Origin of the sequence: Enterococcus sp. AZ128 (assembly GCF_051714485.1) — a bacterium.
In the GTDB taxonomy this organism is placed as follows: Bacteria; Bacillota; Bacilli; order Lactobacillales; family Enterococcaceae; genus Enterococcus_A.
In genome coordinates, this window is sequence record NZ_JBIORZ010000001.1 from 1,022,713 (window position 1) to 1,037,856 (window position 15,144).

The following is a 15,144-nucleotide window of genomic DNA, read 5'->3' on the forward strand; positions in this document are numbered from 1 at the left end:
GTCTAGCGGAATTCTTTTATTTTCCAATTTGTTGAATTGAACAATTTTTCGAAAAATTTCAAGAAAAAAACGTGAATTCTAACAGAGATATGATAAAATGATTGAAAATTGACAAAAGAAAGAGGGATATTATGGCAATTAATGAAGAACAAGTGAAACATGTCGCAAAACTTGCGAAGCTTTCTTTTTCAGATGATGAATTGACCGGTTTTACGGATCAATTAGGAAAAATAATAGACATGGTCGAACAACTTGGGGAAGTTGATACAGAAGGTGTGCCATTTACTTCTAATGTATTAGAGACAATCAACGTAATGCGTGAGGATAATGCTGTTGAAGGCTGGTCACGTGATGAGTTAATGAAAAATGTTCCGGAACACGAAGACGGATTTATTAAAGTTCCGGCAATCATTGACAACGGAGAGGCTGGTGCATAATGGAAAAATTATATGATAAATCAATTGAACAATTACACAGTCTGTTAGTATCGAAGGAGATTACAGCGACTGATTTAACTGTCGAGACTTTTGATCGTATCAAAGAAACAGAAAAAGATATTGATGCTTTCATTACTTTAAATGAAGAAAAAGCGATGGAAATTGCAAAAGCTATCGATGCAAAAGGAATCACAGAAGAGAATGTGTTGGCAGGTATTCCAATTGGGATTAAAGATAATATTGTAACAAAAGGTATTTTGACAACTGCAGCGTCTAAAATTTTGTCAAATTTTGATCCAATTTATGATGCAACAGTTATGGAAAAAGTCTATAGTTCAGATTTGATTCCGGTTGGAAAACTAAACATGGATGAGTTTGCAATGGGAAGTTCAAGCGAAACTTCATATTTTAAGAAAACAAAAAATGCATGGGATCAAACAAAAGTTCCTGGCGGCTCTTCAGGTGGTTCTGCAGCAGCAGTGGCGGCAGGTGAAGTATCCGTTTCTTTAGGGAGCGACACGGGGGGGAGCATTCGTCAACCCGCCGCGTTCAATGGTGTTGTGGGATTGAAACCAACCTATGGACGTGTGTCTCGTTTTGGTTTAATTGCTTTTGCTTCATCTTTGGACCAAATTGGACCATTTACTCGTACGGTTAAAGATAATGCTTTAACATTGAATGCGATTAGTGGCTACGACCCTAAAGATGGAACTTCTGCAGGCGTATCTGTACCTGACTTTGCTGCTGGGTTGACTGGCGATATTAAAGGGATGAAAATCGCCTTACCGAAAGAATTTATGGCAGAAGGTATTCAGCCAGGCGTGAAAGCGGCTATCATTAAAGCGGTTGATACATTTAAAGCGTTGGGGGCTACAGTTGAAGAAGTCAGCTTACCGCATTCAAAATATGGGGTTGAGGTGTACTACATTATCGCTTCTTCTGAGGCAAGTTCAAACTTACAACGTTTTGATGGAATTCGCTATGGGTTCCGTTCGGAAGATGTGCAAAACTTGGAAGATGTATACGTAAATACACGTACAGAAGGTTTTGGCGATGAAGTAAAACGCCGTATCATGTTGGGAACATTCTCACTTTCCGCAGGATACTATGATGCGTACTTCAAAAAAGCTGGACAAGTACGTACCCTGATCAAACAAGATTTTGATAAAGTTTTTGCCGATTACGATTTAATTATTGGGCCGACATCACCAACTGTTGCATTCGGTATTGGTGAGAATATTGATGACCCAATCACAATGTATCTAAATGATATCTTAACGATTCCAGTCAATTTGGCCGGTTTACCAGGTATGTCAGTACCAGCTGGTTTTTCAGAGGGATTGCCAGTCGGCTTGCAACTTATTGGAAAACATTTCGATGAATCAACTATGTATAAAGCAGCATATGCTTTTGAACAGGCAACTGATTTTCATAAGCAAAAACCAGTGATTTTAGGGGGGGACAAATAATGAATTTAGAGACTGTCATCGGGCTTGAAGTCCATGTGGAATTAAAAACAAACTCTAAAATCTTTTCGCCTGCGCCCGCTCACTTTGGTGCAGAAGCAAATACCAATACAAATATTATCGACTGGGGTTATCCTGGCGTATTACCGGTTATGAACAAAACAGCGATTGAGTTCGGGATGAAAGCAGCTCTTGCTTTAAACTGTGAAATCTCAAAAAATATGCATTTTGATCGCAAAAATTATTTCTATCCAGATAATCCAAAAGCTTATCAAATTTCGCAATTTGATGAACCAATTGGTCATGATGGCTGGATCGAAATTGATGTAAATGGCAAGAAGAAAAAAATCCGAATCGAACGAGTTCATCTAGAAGAAGATGCGGGTAAAAACATGCATGGTATCGGCGGCTATTCATATGTCGATTTAAACCGTCAAGGTACGCCATTGATTGAGATCGTGTCTGAAGCAGATATGCGTTCACCGGAAGAAGCCAATGCTTATTTAGAAGCATTGCGTTCGATTGTCCAATTCACAGGTGTAAGTGATGTGAAGATGGAGGAAGGGTCGATGCGTTGTGATGCCAACATTTCTCTACGCCCTTATGGACAAGAAGAATTTGGGACTAAAACAGAGTTGAAAAACTTGAACTCTATCAGTTTTGTTAAAAAGGGTCTTGTCTTTGAAGTTCAACGCCAAACAAAAGTGCTGCTTTCTGGCGGAACAATTCAGCAAGAAACACGTCGTTATGACGAAGGAACAAACAAAACAATTCTAATGCGTGTTAAGGAAGGCTCCAGTGATTATCGTTATTTCCCAGAACCGGATATTCCTCGCTTTGAAATCGATGATGTATGGATTGAAAAAGTTCGTGAATCATTGCCTGAAATGCCGGCGGCTCGTCGTGAACGTTATGTGAATGACTTAGGCTTGCCGGAATATGATTCAATGGTCTTGACTTTAAGTCGTGAAATGTCTGATTTCTTTGAAGAAACTTTGAAAGAAGGCGCAGATGCGAAACAAGCATCTAACTGGTTGATGGGTGAGGTATCGGCATATTTGAATAGTGAAAAACTAGAATTAGCAGATACAAAATTAACTCCGAATAATTTGGCTGGTATGATCACACTAATTGCTGATGGTACCATCAGTTCTAAGATCGCAAAAAAAGTCTTCCGTGAATTGATTCAGAATGGTGGAGAGGCAAAAGAGGTCGTTGAAGCAAAAGGTCTCGTTCAATTGTCTGATCCAGCGCAATTATTACCGATGATCAACGAAGTTCTTGATAATAATGAGCAGTCTGTTGAAGACTTTAAGAATGGGAAAGATCGAGCAGTTGGTTTCTTAGTTGGACAAATTATGAAGGCAACCAAAGGAAAAGCAAATCCTGGTGTCGTAAATAAATTACTTCAAGAGGAATTAGCGAAACGTTAGAGGGAGCTCGATCATGAGAAAAGCACGACTGATTTATAATCCAGTATCTGGAAAAGAGATCATGCGCAATAATTTGGCAGATATCCTTGATGCCATAGAAAAAGCAGGTTATGAAGCAAGTGCCTTTGCTACCACTCCTGAACCTGATTCTGCTAAAAATGAAGCAACTCGTGCCGCAAAAGCTGGTTTTGAACTAGTTGTTGCGGCAGGAGGTGATGGAACCATTAATGAAGTTGTCAATGGAATAGCCGGATTAAAAAAGCGTCCGAAAATGGCGATTATTCCAGCAGGTACCACAAATGATTACGCGCGTGCTTTGAAAGTACCACGTAATAGCGTTAAAGCAGCTGCTGAAGTTATTCAAAAACAACAAACGGTTAAAATGGACATCGGTAAAGCAGCAGATACGTATTTCATCAATATTGCCGCTGGTGGATCATTAACCGAGTTGACTTATGAGGTTCCCTCTGAGTTAAAAAGTATTTTTGGTTATTTGGCTTATTTGGCCAAAGGTGCTGAGATGTTACCTAGAATCAAACCTACGAAAATGCGTTTGGTATATGAAGACGGAGAGTACGAAGGCAATGCTTCAATGTTTTTCTTAGGCTTAACAAATTCCATTGGCGGTTTCGAGACTATTGCTCCAGATGCTAAATTGGATGATGGAAAGTTCTCGTTAATTGTCGTGAAAACGGCCAATCTTTTTGAAATCGTTCGATTGATTACATTAGTTTTAAACGGCGGAAAACATGTTAATGATTCGAAAGTTTTGTATGTTAAAACAAGTTTTTTAGATGCCAGTTTAATTGATACAGATAAAAAAATGATGATCAATTTAGATGGAGAATATGGTGGCGATGCTCCGATGCGTTTTGAGAATCTGCATCAGCATATTGAGTTTTATGCAAATACCGATGAAATCAATGATGATGCAATTTTAGGACCAGATGATCAAAAGAGTGAAGCTGGAATTGAGTTTGTTAAAGAATATGAGAAAATACAGGATGAAGATTCTGAAGATTAAAAAACTAGACGTTTCTGTCGAGAATGACAGAAGCGTTTTTTGTGAATCAAAGACTTGTCTGACTGTAAATGGCTTGATTGTTATTCATTCTTATGGAAGTTTTAAGGGTATAACTCTAGTGTTACCTTGCTTTTTCAATTAGAATTCATTAGAATAGATAAATCAGCCTTGAAGGAGAATGAAATGACCACAGTAGAAAAAAATCAAACATACAGCGTCACGATCGATGATTTATCACATGAAGGGTTAGGAGTAGCTCATGTTGATGGTTATCCGCTATTTATAGAGAACGCTCTGCCTGAAGAAAAAATGACAATAAAAGCAGTCAAAGTCGGAAAAAAATTCGGATATGGAAAAGTTATTGAACGGTTAAACGAAAATCCTGAACGACAAGAAGTCAAAGATTTAGATCTTTTAAGAAGTGGGATTGCCCCTTTAAGCCATATGACGTATGAGTATCAATTAAGATTCAAACAACAACAAGTTGAAAAAGTTCTAAAAACAATTGCGAAGTTGCCCGATTTGCCAGTGGCTAAAACTTTGGGAATGAAAACGCCGTTTGAATATCGTAATAAAGCGCAAATTCCTGTCCAAAAAGTTGATGATCAATTGATGACTGGTTTTTATCGTAAAAATTCTCATATTTTATTACCGATCGAGAATTATTTGATTCAAGATCCTGAAATTGATCAAGCAATTATTGCGGTAAGAGATATTTTACGGCGATTTAAGGTCAAGGTCTACAATGAACGAGAAAACACTGGATTCATTCGTCACATTGTCATTCGTCGCGGACACTACAGCCACGAAATGATGGTGATTCTAGTTACGAGAACAGAACGTTTCTTTAAAGGAAATGAAATCGCGGAACTGATTAAAGCAGAACTGCCAGAGGTTGTTTCTATAATCCAAAATATTAATCCGGAAAAGACCAATGTAATTATGGGTCGAGAGGAAAAAACATTGTATGGCAAAACAACGATCAATGATACGTTGTTAGGAAAAACCTATCAAATTTCATCACAGTCATTTTATCAAGTCAATACGGAACAAACTGAATTATTGTATCAAACAGCAATTGATTTTGCTGAATTGAATTCAGAGGACATTGTTATAGATGCTTATTGTGGAATTGGAACAATTGGTTTATCATTTGCTGAAAAAGTAAAACATGTTTATGGAGTAGAAGTAATACCACAAGCAATTGAGGATGCTAAAGCAAATGCGCTGGTTAATGGTATTAAAAATGCGAACTATGAAATTGGCAAAGCTGAGAAAATCATGCCTCGTTGGGCGCGTGAAGGAATTGAGCCCTCAGTGATTTTTGTTGATCCGCCAAGAAAAGGACTAGATGAAAAGTTTATCGAAGCGTCAGCCGCTATGAATCCTAAAAAAATTATTTACATTTCTTGCAATCCAGCTACTTTAGCCAGAGATCTCAGGATATATGAAGATCTGGGCTATCATGCTATGAAAGTTCAACCAGTCGATCTATTTCCGCAAACTTATCATGTCGAATCCGTGACATTACTGATAAAGGCGGTGTAAAAAATGAATCAAAAGGAAAAAATGTTAGAATTGATCAAAAAGAAACAAGGCGGTGGACGTTCAAAAAAAATGGAGACGCCAAAAAATGATCGCAAAAATATGCGTAAAGGACCAAAGATTTTCAACAAGTAGAGTCGTAGAAAGGGGCAATTTCATTGGGAAGTATTTGGATGCAGCGATTAACGAAATTTTATCAAAAATACGCGTACTTAATGCGCGGACGTTATGGCAGAGTGGATCAGATCAATAAGGTATTGTTAGTGGTTTGGGCAGCAATGATGATATTTGACCGTTGGATTCCATTTTATATCGGTAATATTGTAGCAGTAATGGCTTTTGCGTTAGTGATCTATCGGTTTTGCTCGAAGAAAATCTATCCCAGAAGCAATGAAAACCAAAAATTTATTCAATGGATTGCTCAAATGAAGGATTTCTTCAAAGGTAAAAATGGTACTTATCGCTATTTTAAGTGTCCGGAATGCAAGCAAAAATTGCGTGCTCCAAAAGGACGCGGAAAAATCAAAGTGACTTGTAAAAATTGTCATACGCAATTCGTGAAAAAGGTCTAGTTTTTAAAACTAGGCTTTTTCTGATATTCTTACAACGAGAAGGTGAGAACATGAAACTGATTTTGGTACGCCATGGGGAAAGTGAAGCTAATTTTTATAATTATTGGACTGGATGGTTGGATGTAGATTTAACAGAAAAGGGACTGGAGCAGGCTAAAGATGCGGGTAAAAAAATAAAGACTGCTGGCTTATTAGTGGATGTTGCATATGAATCCGTACTTAAACGCTCTATCAAAACAGCCAAAATAATTTTGCAGGAAGCAGATGCAAGTTTTGTCCCAGAATATAAAAATTGGCGTCTAAATGAACGACATTATGGGGCGTTAGTTGGAAAAAATAAGACAATTATTGCAGAGCATTTTGGTACTGACCAAGTAAAAAGATGGCGAAGAGGGTTTAATGAAGTACCGCCGCTAACAAAAAACAATCATTTCGATCGCCGCTATAATCAGCTTGACTCTCGTTTGATTCCTAAAGGTGAAAGTCTGCATATGACTTTGCAACGTGTCATGCCGTTATGGAAGGACCACCTTGCGCCAAAATTAAAAGACAAAAAAACAGTATTGGTTTGTGGACATGGAAATAGTCTACGTGCTTTAGTGCAATTTCTTGAGGCTGTTCCAATCGATCGAGTTGATCAAATCGACATTCCCAATGCAACGCCAATGGTGTATACGTTTAACTCACAATTAGAAATTATTAAAAAAGTAATTTTATAAAATTATTATGTAAATTTAGGAAGGTATGTATGAATTATATTTGGGATTTTGATGGTACATTGTATGATACTTATCCAGTTATGCTAAAGGCATTAATGAAAACTTTCAAAGAGTTTGAGATAGAAAAAGATGAAAAAGTAGTCTACAGAAAAATAAAAGAAGAATCTATAAGTAAAATGATTATCGATTGGCAATTACCTGTGCCAGATTTTGATCAAAAATATCATATCTACGAGGCAGTTAAAAATAAAGATTCATATCCTTTTAAAGAAACTAAAGAAACTTTAAAAAAACTAAAAGAAAAGGGTGGAAAGCACTTCATTTTAACTCATCGTACGGTAGATTCGACGTGGAAATTATTGAGAAGAGATGATTTAGACCCGTTAATCGTTGATATTATTGGCAGTGATTCAAATTATCCACGAAAGCCCGATCCAACAGCAATTAATCATCTAATTGATAATTATCATTTAGATCCCAGAAAAACTGTAATCATTGGAGATCGAAAGTTAGATATTGAGGCAGGGAACAATGCCGACATCCAAACTGTTTTCTTTGACTTGGATTACTTTAAACAAAATATTAAGGCTACTTATTTTATAAATAATTTAAAAGAAATGGTACAAATTTTCTGATCAGGAGGCTATAATTATGTTAAGGGTGCTAGTTGGTAAATTAGCATAATTTAAACTAATATTTAAAAAAATGATTATTATCAACAAGGAGGTGCGAAATGGAATTACAACGCGATCAGGAAGTCGTAGAATCATTTAATTACGGACTTCCTCCGAAAGACCAAGTCGTAAAACAGAAATTGCTGATTAATTTCAGTCCACTGGAAGCAGTGGATCCAGGATATCCAGCTGAAAATAGTATTATGGGTGTACGGATTGAGTTCGTACTCCCTTTTGAAGAGTTTATTATTGGTGGGGTATTGTCACAAGTCATCCATGTGATCGACCGACAAGTCAGGCAACAAAATGATTTGACAGAGGCTGAGGCGAATGAAATGATTCGTCCAATTTTGAGATTAATTGAACGAATGGTTTATGAAATCACTGAGATTGCTTTAGATAAGCCAGGGGTTAAAATTAACTTTTCTTCCAATACTATCTAAAAACACCTCCATTTTGAAAGGTATCTCACTTGTTGAGCGAGATATCTTTTCAGGTGGAGGCTTTTTCATGATTATAACTATGAAAATTTCCATGTAACAGTGCAAATTGTAAGACAGAATATTTTATCTAGGTTATAATTTACTGGTCACTAAAATTTAGGAATCGCGCAGCTATATTTTAGGGTATATCGTTGAAGAGCGAATACCGGGAACCTTTACTTCCTTTGACAGACTTGTCATTTAGAAAGTTATTTTAAGGGGGATTACAATGACAACTCTGCTCACTGTATTAGTGATCTTAGTGTTTGTTGCATTGCTTGTGGCTTTCTACCAAATGCAAAAAAGACATGTAAAATTTTCTAATCGCGTTTTTGCGGGATTAGGTGCAGGTATTATTTTTGGCGGAATTTTACAACTATTTTTAGGTAATGGTAGCAAGATTATTTCTCAAGCGATGGAATGGATCGGGATCGTTGGTAATGGTTATATTTCTTTATTACAAATGCTCGTTATGCCTTTGGTCTTTATTTCGATCGTTGGTGCTTTTACCAAAATGAAATCAAGCAAAAAGCTTGGTAAAATTAGTGCGAATGTTCTAGTTACCTTATTAGCTACTACAGCGATTGCTGCTCTGATCGGAATTTTGGCTGTTATGGTCTTCGGCCTAGATGGCGCAACATTCACTAAAGGTGCGGCGGAAACTGCTCGAATTAAGGAATTGGCAGATCGCCAATCAATGGTTCAGAATTTCTCAATTCCGCAACAAATTCTATCATTTATTCCGACTAACGTTTTTGCAGACTTTGCGGGAACACGCCCAACGAGTACGATTGGCGTGGTGATTTTTGCGGCTTTTGTAGGTATTGCTTTTTTAGGAGTGCGTCGCAAAGCACCAAAAGAGGCAGAATTTTTTGCGAATTTGATCGATAGTCTCTATAAAATTATTATGCGTATCGTAACACTGGTTTTACGTCTAACGCCATACGGTGTTTTTGCTTTAATGACAAACGTATTAGCAACAAGTGATTTTGAAGCAATTGTCAACTTAGGTAAATTCATTTTGGCATCTTATAGCGCACTGATTGTGGTACTTTTAGTACATTCGTTGATTCTTCTAGGCGTCAAAGTGAATCCGATTAATTTCTTCAAGAAAGCTTTCCCAGCGTTGAGCTTTGCGTTTACGTCTCGTTCGAGTGCAGGAACTTTGCCGATGAACATTGAAACACAAACGAAAGCATTAGGGGTTGACGAAGCAACGGCGAATTTTGCTGGAAGTTTTGGTATTTCGATTGGTCAAAATGGCTGTGCTGGTGTTTACCCAGCCATGTTGGCAACAATTGTTGCTCCAACTGTTGGTGTGAATGTTTTTGATTTGAAGTTTATCGTGATGTTGATTGCAATTGTAACAATCAGTTCATTTGGTGTAGCTGGTGTCGGTGGTGGAGCGACATTCGCTTCATTGATCGTCCTTGGGGCAATGAATTTGCCAGTAGCCATTGTTGGTTTGGTTATTTCTGTTGAGCCAATGATCGATATGGCTCGTACGGCAGTTAATGTTAGCGGCAGTATGGTAGCTGGTGTCGTAACCAGTGAACGAATCCATGAGTTGGATCGTGATGTGCTACAAGACGAAAATGCTTCAATCGAAGTGAATTCTTAATTTTTTGTAAGGCTTGGCTAGCGCGACCAAGCCTTTTTTGGTACACTTTTTTTGCTAGTTCTACTTCTGCTAAAGATTTTTTTATGAATTAGTCTCTTATTCATAGCGGACAAAATGTACAAATATTTTTGTTGAATGTATATGGTGAGGAAAACAACCTTTGATTTAGGTTAGCGTCATGTGCAGCTCTTTGCTATAGTGGATATGTGTAGATTTAGAAAATTTCTATTTTTGGAGTGAAAGAATTGTTTAATGAACAACTGAAAGTAATTTTATATGCTAATGATGTAAAAAAAGCCAGTTCTTTTTGGCAAACGTTAGGTTTTGTGGAAATTAGTTTTGAAGAATTGGATGGTTCACAAGTTGCAGAAGTGGCTATGAGTAAAAATAGCACAACGCACTTGGTAATTTATGATCGTGAATTTATTGAAAAAAATGATGACGAGGCAACGGAGCCATCACCTGCTTTAATTTTTGGTAGTGATGATGTTGTGGAATTGTATAAAAATTTGCAAAAGGTTAATGTCCAGTTAGGTGATTTGGCACAAATTGGCGAAGAGTATGTTTTCAATTTTGTCGATGCGGATGGAAATTACTTTGTAGTTTCAGGTAAATAGCGATCCTTAGGTGAAAGGAGCAGAACAGGATGGATCAAGTTTTTGCGATTGGCGATGTTCACGGTGAATATGAAATGTTTCAAGAAGTTTTGAAAGAATTTCAGTCAGATAGACAACGGTTGATTTTAATGGGTGATTTAAATGATCGTGGTTCTAAAAGTAAAGAATGTTGGTTATTGGGCATGGAACTGGTTGAAAAATATCAAGCTGTCTATTTACGTGGCAATCACGAACAATATTTTCTAGAATTTATGGAAAATCCTGAAGATTGGTTTCCTAGCTATCTATATAATGGCGGCAAAGAAACGATTGAAAGTTTGTTGCATAAAGGGGCAACTGAGGAATATTCCCCGACTGAAATTACAATGATGATCCGAAGCCGATATAAAAAGCTGTTGAAATTTTTAGAGGAGCGCCCGTTTTATTGTGAATGGGGTGATTATCTTTTTGTTCACGCTGGTGTGGATTTGACGAAAGAATGGCAAGAGACATCTGTCCAAGATTTTTTATGGATCCGAGAACCGTTTCATGAAGGGAAAAATAACACTGGCAAGATAATTGTTTTTGGACATACTATAACCCCTATGCTGTACGGGGACATGCAAACGACATCTATTTGGCAGTCTGATGAAAAAATTGGAATTGATGGAGGCGCCGTTTTTGGTGGAACTTTACATGGTGTTGTTTTTGATAACGAGGGTATTGTTCGTGACTACGAGATACTAAATGAGAAAGGGCCATGGCGCCCTGACTTTTGATTTGAAAATAGTGGGATTCATTTTGAATCCCACTTATGATATTTAGTGAGTAATACAGTAACAAGGGGGACGCTATGTCAAATATTATGAAAGGGCATCTATCCGCAAGTGTAACAGTCGTCATTTGGGCGTTAACGTTTATCTCTACTAAAATATTGCTGGAAAATTTCTTGCCGATTGAGATTTTATTTGTCCGTTTTTTACTTGGGTTTATCGTATTAACAGTTGTTTCTAGGAAAATATTACCATTTAGAGGATGGCGAGAAGAAATCTATTACATAGCCGCTGGATTATTTGGTGTTTTCCTGTATTATTATTTAGAAAATGTTGCTTTGACATATACTTTGGCGATGAATGTCGGAGTTATAGGTTCCGTCAGCCCATTTATGACTGCGTTAATTAGTTGTTTCATTTTAAAACAGGGAAGTATCCCGCGAGTATTTGTTTTAGGCTTCATTTGTTCAATGATTGGAATCTCCTTAATTAGTTTTTCTGGCACATTAGATGTCAATCCAATTGGTGATGGCTTGGCATTGATTGCGACTGTTTGCTGGGCATCTTATTCTTTGCTTATAAAAAAAATCAGTAGTTTTGAAAATAGCACAATCGCCACGACACAAAGAGTGTTTTTCTATGGCTTGTTGTTTATGTTACCAGTCTTATTTTTTACTTTAGATTCATTTGACTTCTCGCGCTTTGCACAAGTAGAAAATGTTGCTAATTTACTTTTCTTAGGAATTGGAGCATCAGCCTTGTGCTTCGTAACATGGAATTTCTCAGTGAAAAATCTTGGAGCAGTTCGTGCGACTGTTTATATTTATACGATACCTATGCTGACAACATTGGCGTCAGTCTTGGTATTAAATGAGACATTAACTATAAAAACTTCTTTTGGAATTTTGTTGACATTGATTGGATTGATTTTGTCAGAATTGCCGAATTTTTTACGTCAACGGAAAACAATGGACCGATAAAACCTTCACTATCAGTTGACCGTGAGGTTTTTTTGTATAACCAAATAAGCAATCTTGTGGGAAGTATGATAAAATAGATAAGATTTTGGATGAAATGAGGAATTAAAATGGCAGAAGGTTTAAACCAAGAAATCATTCAACTACTGAATAAAGAATTAACGGATTATCGCCCGCAACAGATCAAAGTTGTTTTAAATTTATTGACAGAAGGAAATACAGTTCCGTTTATTGCTCGTTATCGTAAAGAGATGACCGGAACTTTAGATGAAGTACAGATCCGTGAAATCGAAGAACGATATAATTATTTAGAAAACTTAGAAAAGCGCAAACAAGAAGTTTTACGCTTAATTGATGAACAAGGAAAATTGACTGAAGAATTGGCAAAAAAAATCCAGCAAGCAGTCAAAGTACAAAAAGTCGAAGATTTATATCGTCCATATAAGCAAAAGCGTCGCACAAAAGCGACGATTGCCAAAGAAAATGGATTAGAACCTCTAGCTGAATACTTGATGAGTTTTCCGCAGTCTGGCGATGTTTACGCTAAAGCTGGAGAATTCCTTAATGAAACTGTTGAGAATGCAGAGGAGGCTTTGCAAGGAGCGCATGAGATTGTTGCTGAGCAAATCAGTGATAATCCTGATTTTCGGACATGGATCCGTACATTTACTAAAAATAAAGGCGTTTATCAAAGCAAAGTTAAGGCTGTTGACAAAGATGAAAAAGGCGTTTATGAGATGTATTACGATTTTGCCGAACCAATCAATAAGATGGTTTCACATCGAGTGTTAGCATCTAATCGAGGTGAAAAGGAAGAAATCCTAAAGGTCTCGATCGTAGTAGAAGAGGAACGAATCTTTGATTATCTAGAACGTCAATTAGTGTCCAATAATCGAGCAATTACAGTCGAATTTATACGTGAAGCGTATAAGGATAGTTATAAACGTTTTATAGGACCGGCGATTGAACGAGAAATTAGAAATGAATTAACAGAAGATGCGGATGAACAGGCCATCAATATTTTTGGTGAAAACTTGCGTAATTTGCTGTTGCAGCCGCCATTAAAGGGAAAAGTCGTATTAGGTTTCGATCCGGCTTATCGGACGGGATGTAAATTGGCAGTTGTTGATGAAACTGGAAAAGTTTTAGCCATTGAAGTTATTTATCCGCACAAGCCAGCACCACAAGCCAAACGACAAGCTGCAGGTTCAGCTTTACAAACATTGATAAAAAAACACGGTGTTGAAATGATAGCAATTGGAAATGGCACGGCTAGTCGTGAATCTGAATTATTTGTTGTAGAACAGTTAAAACAAATTCAACAAGATGTTTTTTATGTAATTGTTAATGAAGCAGGAGCTTCTGTTTATTCGGCCAGCGATATTGCGCGAGCGGAATTTCCTGAACTGCAAGTCGAAGAACGTAGTGCTGTCAGCATTGCTCGTCGATTGCAAGATCCGCTATCAGAATTAGTAAAAATCGATCCAAAGGCTGTCGGTGTGGGTCAATATCAACACGATGTATCACAAAAGCGTTTATCTGAACGGTTGGACTTTGTTGTGGAAACCGCGGTTAACCAAGTTGGAGTTAATGTAAACACTGCTAGTCCGCAATTATTACAATATGCGTCTGGGCTGAATAAAACGACTGCGCATAATATTGTCAATTATCGTGAAGAAAACGGCGCATTTACTTCACGTCCGCAATTAAAAAAAGTTCCACGCTTAGGACCAAAAGCTTATGAACAAGCAATTGGATTTTTAAGAATTCCTGACGCGAAAAATATTTTAGATACAACTGCAATTCATCCAGAAAGTTATGCGAGTGCAAAAGAAATTTTGGCACTCGCTGATGTTGATTTGAAATCACTAGGTTCCCAGGAAGCTACTGAGAAAATTAAAGCTTTGCAATTGAATCAATTACAGCAAGAACTTGGAATCGGCAAAGAAACGATTAAGGATATTCTACAAGCGTTGTTGCAGCCAGGTCGCGATATGCGTGATGAAATGCCTGCTCCTTTACTAAGACAAGATGTATTGTCAATGGAAGATTTGAAACCTGGAATGGAATTACAAGGTACTGTCCGTAATGTGATTGATTTTGGTGCTTTTGTCGACATCGGCGTAAAACAGGATGGTTTAGTTCATATTTCTAAATTAAGTAATAAGTATGTTAAACATCCGACAGACGTCGTATCTGTTGGTGATGTAGTAACAGCTTGGGTCGAGGGTGTTGATGTTAAAAAAGGTCGGATCAGTTTGACAATGGTCCAAAGTGACCAAAATGACTAATCAAGAATTACAGGCACTAGTCGAAAGGATTTCGCAAGAATCCTTTCGACTACCATTTTGTCATAAAGCGAGTTTCAATCATCGATTGAAAACGACAGGTGGGCGTTATCATCTGAAAAGTCACGATTTAGACTTTAATCAGTTGGTTTTTGAAAAATACGGTCAAGAAGAATTGATCAAAGTTATTAAGCACGAACTTTGTCATTACCATTTGCATTTGGCAGGTCGAGGATATCAGCATAAAGATCTGGAATTTAAACAGTTATTGAAAAAAACAGGCGGGTCTCGTTATGCTCCGCCATTGGTGACAGTTACTTCTCAGGTTTATCAATGCCAGAATTGTCGTCAGGAAGTCAAGCGCCGTCGAAAGATCGATACGGTTCGTTATGTATGTGGAAGGTGCCAAGGGAAGCTAAAATTTTTGAAGACGATTGAATCGTAAAAAAGAGCTAATAGTTTAAAGAGAATAAAAGATTGCTATTTTTACAGTTTTATATGATAATGTGAACCGCAAACAATTTTGTACATATAAGG

General features: G+C 37.3%; 16 protein-coding genes. All 16 read left to right on the forward strand.

The annotated features are described in order from the left end of the window. Positions 1-131 precede the first annotated feature (131 nt). The 16 genes from gatC to IGI38_RS05105 all read left to right on the forward strand — a co-directional run bounded on the left by gatC (position 132) and on the right by IGI38_RS05105 (position 15,052). A complete protein-coding gene (gene gatC, locus IGI38_RS05030; protein WP_438727429.1) occupies positions 132-437 on the forward strand; it encodes an Asp-tRNA(Asn)/Glu-tRNA(Gln) amidotransferase subunit GatC in 306 nt (101 codons plus the stop codon). After that, on the forward strand, positions 437-1,906 hold the full coding sequence (gatA, locus tag IGI38_RS05035; RefSeq protein WP_438727432.1) for an Asp-tRNA(Asn)/Glu-tRNA(Gln) amidotransferase subunit GatA: 1,470 nt from the start codon (positions 437-439) through the stop codon (positions 1,904-1,906). Before gatC ends, gatA begins: the two co-directional genes overlap by 1 nt. Further along, positions 1,906-3,336, forward strand: coding sequence for an Asp-tRNA(Asn)/Glu-tRNA(Gln) amidotransferase subunit GatB (gatB, locus tag IGI38_RS05040; protein WP_438727435.1), 1,431 nt, complete (start codon positions 1,906-1,908; stop codon positions 3,334-3,336). Before gatA ends, gatB begins: the two co-directional genes overlap by 1 nt. 13 nt (positions 3,337-3,349) lie before the next feature. Beyond that, positions 3,350-4,360 carry a diacylglycerol kinase gene (locus tag IGI38_RS05045; RefSeq protein ID WP_438727438.1) on the forward strand — a complete coding sequence of 337 codons (1,011 nt, stop codon included), beginning with the start codon at positions 3,350-3,352 and terminating at the stop codon, positions 4,358-4,360. Between the two features lie 183 nt (positions 4,361-4,543). Further along, positions 4,544-5,908 carry a 23S rRNA (uracil(1939)-C(5))-methyltransferase RlmD gene (gene rlmD / locus IGI38_RS05050; protein ID WP_438727441.1) on the forward strand — a complete coding sequence of 455 codons (1,365 nt, stop codon included), beginning with the start codon at positions 4,544-4,546 and terminating at the stop codon, positions 5,906-5,908. Between the two features lie 3 nt (positions 5,909-5,911). Continuing rightward, a complete protein-coding gene (locus tag IGI38_RS05055) occupies positions 5,912-6,040 on the forward strand; it encodes a hypothetical protein (protein ID WP_067625539.1) in 129 nt (42 codons plus the stop codon). 23 nt (positions 6,041-6,063) lie between these two features. Then, positions 6,064-6,477 (forward strand): hypothetical protein, encoded by a 414-nt coding sequence (locus IGI38_RS05060; RefSeq protein ID WP_438727444.1) that lies wholly within the window; start codon positions 6,064-6,066, stop codon positions 6,475-6,477. A gap of 50 nt (positions 6,478-6,527) precedes the next feature. Then, positions 6,528-7,196: a 2,3-bisphosphoglycerate-dependent phosphoglycerate mutase gene (locus IGI38_RS05065; RefSeq protein ID WP_438727447.1), complete on the forward strand. Its 669-nt coding sequence runs from the start codon at positions 6,528-6,530 to the stop codon at positions 7,194-7,196. Positions 7,197-7,225: 29 nt separating this feature from the next. After that, positions 7,226-7,831, forward strand: a complete 606-nt coding sequence (locus IGI38_RS05070; protein ID WP_438727450.1) for an HAD-IA family hydrolase — start codon at positions 7,226-7,228, stop codon at positions 7,829-7,831. Between the two features lie 98 nt (positions 7,832-7,929). Next, positions 7,930-8,313, forward strand: a complete 384-nt coding sequence (locus IGI38_RS05075) for a DUF1149 family protein (protein ID WP_438727453.1) — start codon at positions 7,930-7,932, stop codon at positions 8,311-8,313. Between the two features lie 268 nt (positions 8,314-8,581). Beyond that, positions 8,582-9,973 carry an L-cystine transporter gene (locus IGI38_RS05080; protein ID WP_438727456.1) on the forward strand — a complete coding sequence of 464 codons (1,392 nt, stop codon included), beginning with the start codon at positions 8,582-8,584 and terminating at the stop codon, positions 9,971-9,973. Positions 9,974-10,218: 245 nt separating this feature from the next. After that, positions 10,219-10,590 (forward strand): VOC family protein, encoded by a 372-nt coding sequence (locus tag IGI38_RS05085; protein WP_438727459.1) that lies wholly within the window; start codon positions 10,219-10,221, stop codon positions 10,588-10,590. Between the two features lie 29 nt (positions 10,591-10,619). Further along, positions 10,620-11,348: a metallophosphoesterase family protein gene (locus IGI38_RS05090; RefSeq protein ID WP_438727462.1), complete on the forward strand. Its 729-nt coding sequence runs from the start codon at positions 10,620-10,622 to the stop codon at positions 11,346-11,348. Between the two features lie 74 nt (positions 11,349-11,422). Further along, on the forward strand, positions 11,423-12,322 hold the full coding sequence (locus tag IGI38_RS05095; protein ID WP_438727464.1) for a DMT family transporter: 900 nt from the start codon (positions 11,423-11,425) through the stop codon (positions 12,320-12,322). Between the two features lie 107 nt (positions 12,323-12,429). Continuing rightward, complete coding sequence (locus tag IGI38_RS05100) at positions 12,430-14,610, forward strand: Tex family protein (RefSeq protein WP_438727467.1); 2,181 nt, start codon at positions 12,430-12,432, stop codon at positions 14,608-14,610. Beyond that, complete coding sequence (locus tag IGI38_RS05105; protein ID WP_438727470.1) at positions 14,603-15,052, forward strand: SprT family protein; 450 nt, start codon at positions 14,603-14,605, stop codon at positions 15,050-15,052. Before IGI38_RS05100 ends, IGI38_RS05105 begins: the two co-directional genes overlap by 8 nt. Positions 15,053-15,144: the final 92 nt, after the last annotated feature.

What these genes read in the sequence shown, in the direction of transcription:
- gatC (WP_438727429.1), top strand. Translation starts at nt 132, where the DNA reads ATGGCAATTAATGAAGAACAAGTGAAACATGTCGCAAAACTTGCGAAG.
- gatA (WP_438727432.1), top strand. Translation starts at nt 437, where the DNA reads ATGGAAAAATTATATGATAAATCAATTGAACAATTACACAGTCTGTTA.
- gatB (WP_438727435.1), top strand. Translation starts at nt 1,906, where the DNA reads ATGAATTTAGAGACTGTCATCGGGCTTGAAGTCCATGTGGAATTAAAA.
- IGI38_RS05045 (WP_438727438.1), top strand. Translation starts at nt 3,350, where the DNA reads ATGAGAAAAGCACGACTGATTTATAATCCAGTATCTGGAAAAGAGATC.
- rlmD (WP_438727441.1), top strand. Translation starts at nt 4,544, where the DNA reads ATGACCACAGTAGAAAAAAATCAAACATACAGCGTCACGATCGATGAT.
- IGI38_RS05055 (WP_067625539.1), top strand. Translation starts at nt 5,912, where the DNA reads ATGAATCAAAAGGAAAAAATGTTAGAATTGATCAAAAAGAAACAAGGC.
- IGI38_RS05065 (WP_438727447.1), top strand. Translation starts at nt 6,528, where the DNA reads ATGAAACTGATTTTGGTACGCCATGGGGAAAGTGAAGCTAATTTTTAT.
- IGI38_RS05070 (WP_438727450.1), top strand. Translation starts at nt 7,226, where the DNA reads ATGAATTATATTTGGGATTTTGATGGTACATTGTATGATACTTATCCA.
- IGI38_RS05075 (WP_438727453.1), top strand. Translation starts at nt 7,930, where the DNA reads ATGGAATTACAACGCGATCAGGAAGTCGTAGAATCATTTAATTACGGA.
- IGI38_RS05080 (WP_438727456.1), top strand. Translation starts at nt 8,582, where the DNA reads ATGACAACTCTGCTCACTGTATTAGTGATCTTAGTGTTTGTTGCATTG.
- IGI38_RS05090 (WP_438727462.1), top strand. Translation starts at nt 10,620, where the DNA reads ATGGATCAAGTTTTTGCGATTGGCGATGTTCACGGTGAATATGAAATG.
- IGI38_RS05095 (WP_438727464.1), top strand. Translation starts at nt 11,423, where the DNA reads ATGTCAAATATTATGAAAGGGCATCTATCCGCAAGTGTAACAGTCGTC.
- IGI38_RS05100 (WP_438727467.1), top strand. Translation starts at nt 12,430, where the DNA reads ATGGCAGAAGGTTTAAACCAAGAAATCATTCAACTACTGAATAAAGAA.
- IGI38_RS05105 (WP_438727470.1), top strand. Translation starts at nt 14,603, where the DNA reads ATGACTAATCAAGAATTACAGGCACTAGTCGAAAGGATTTCGCAAGAA.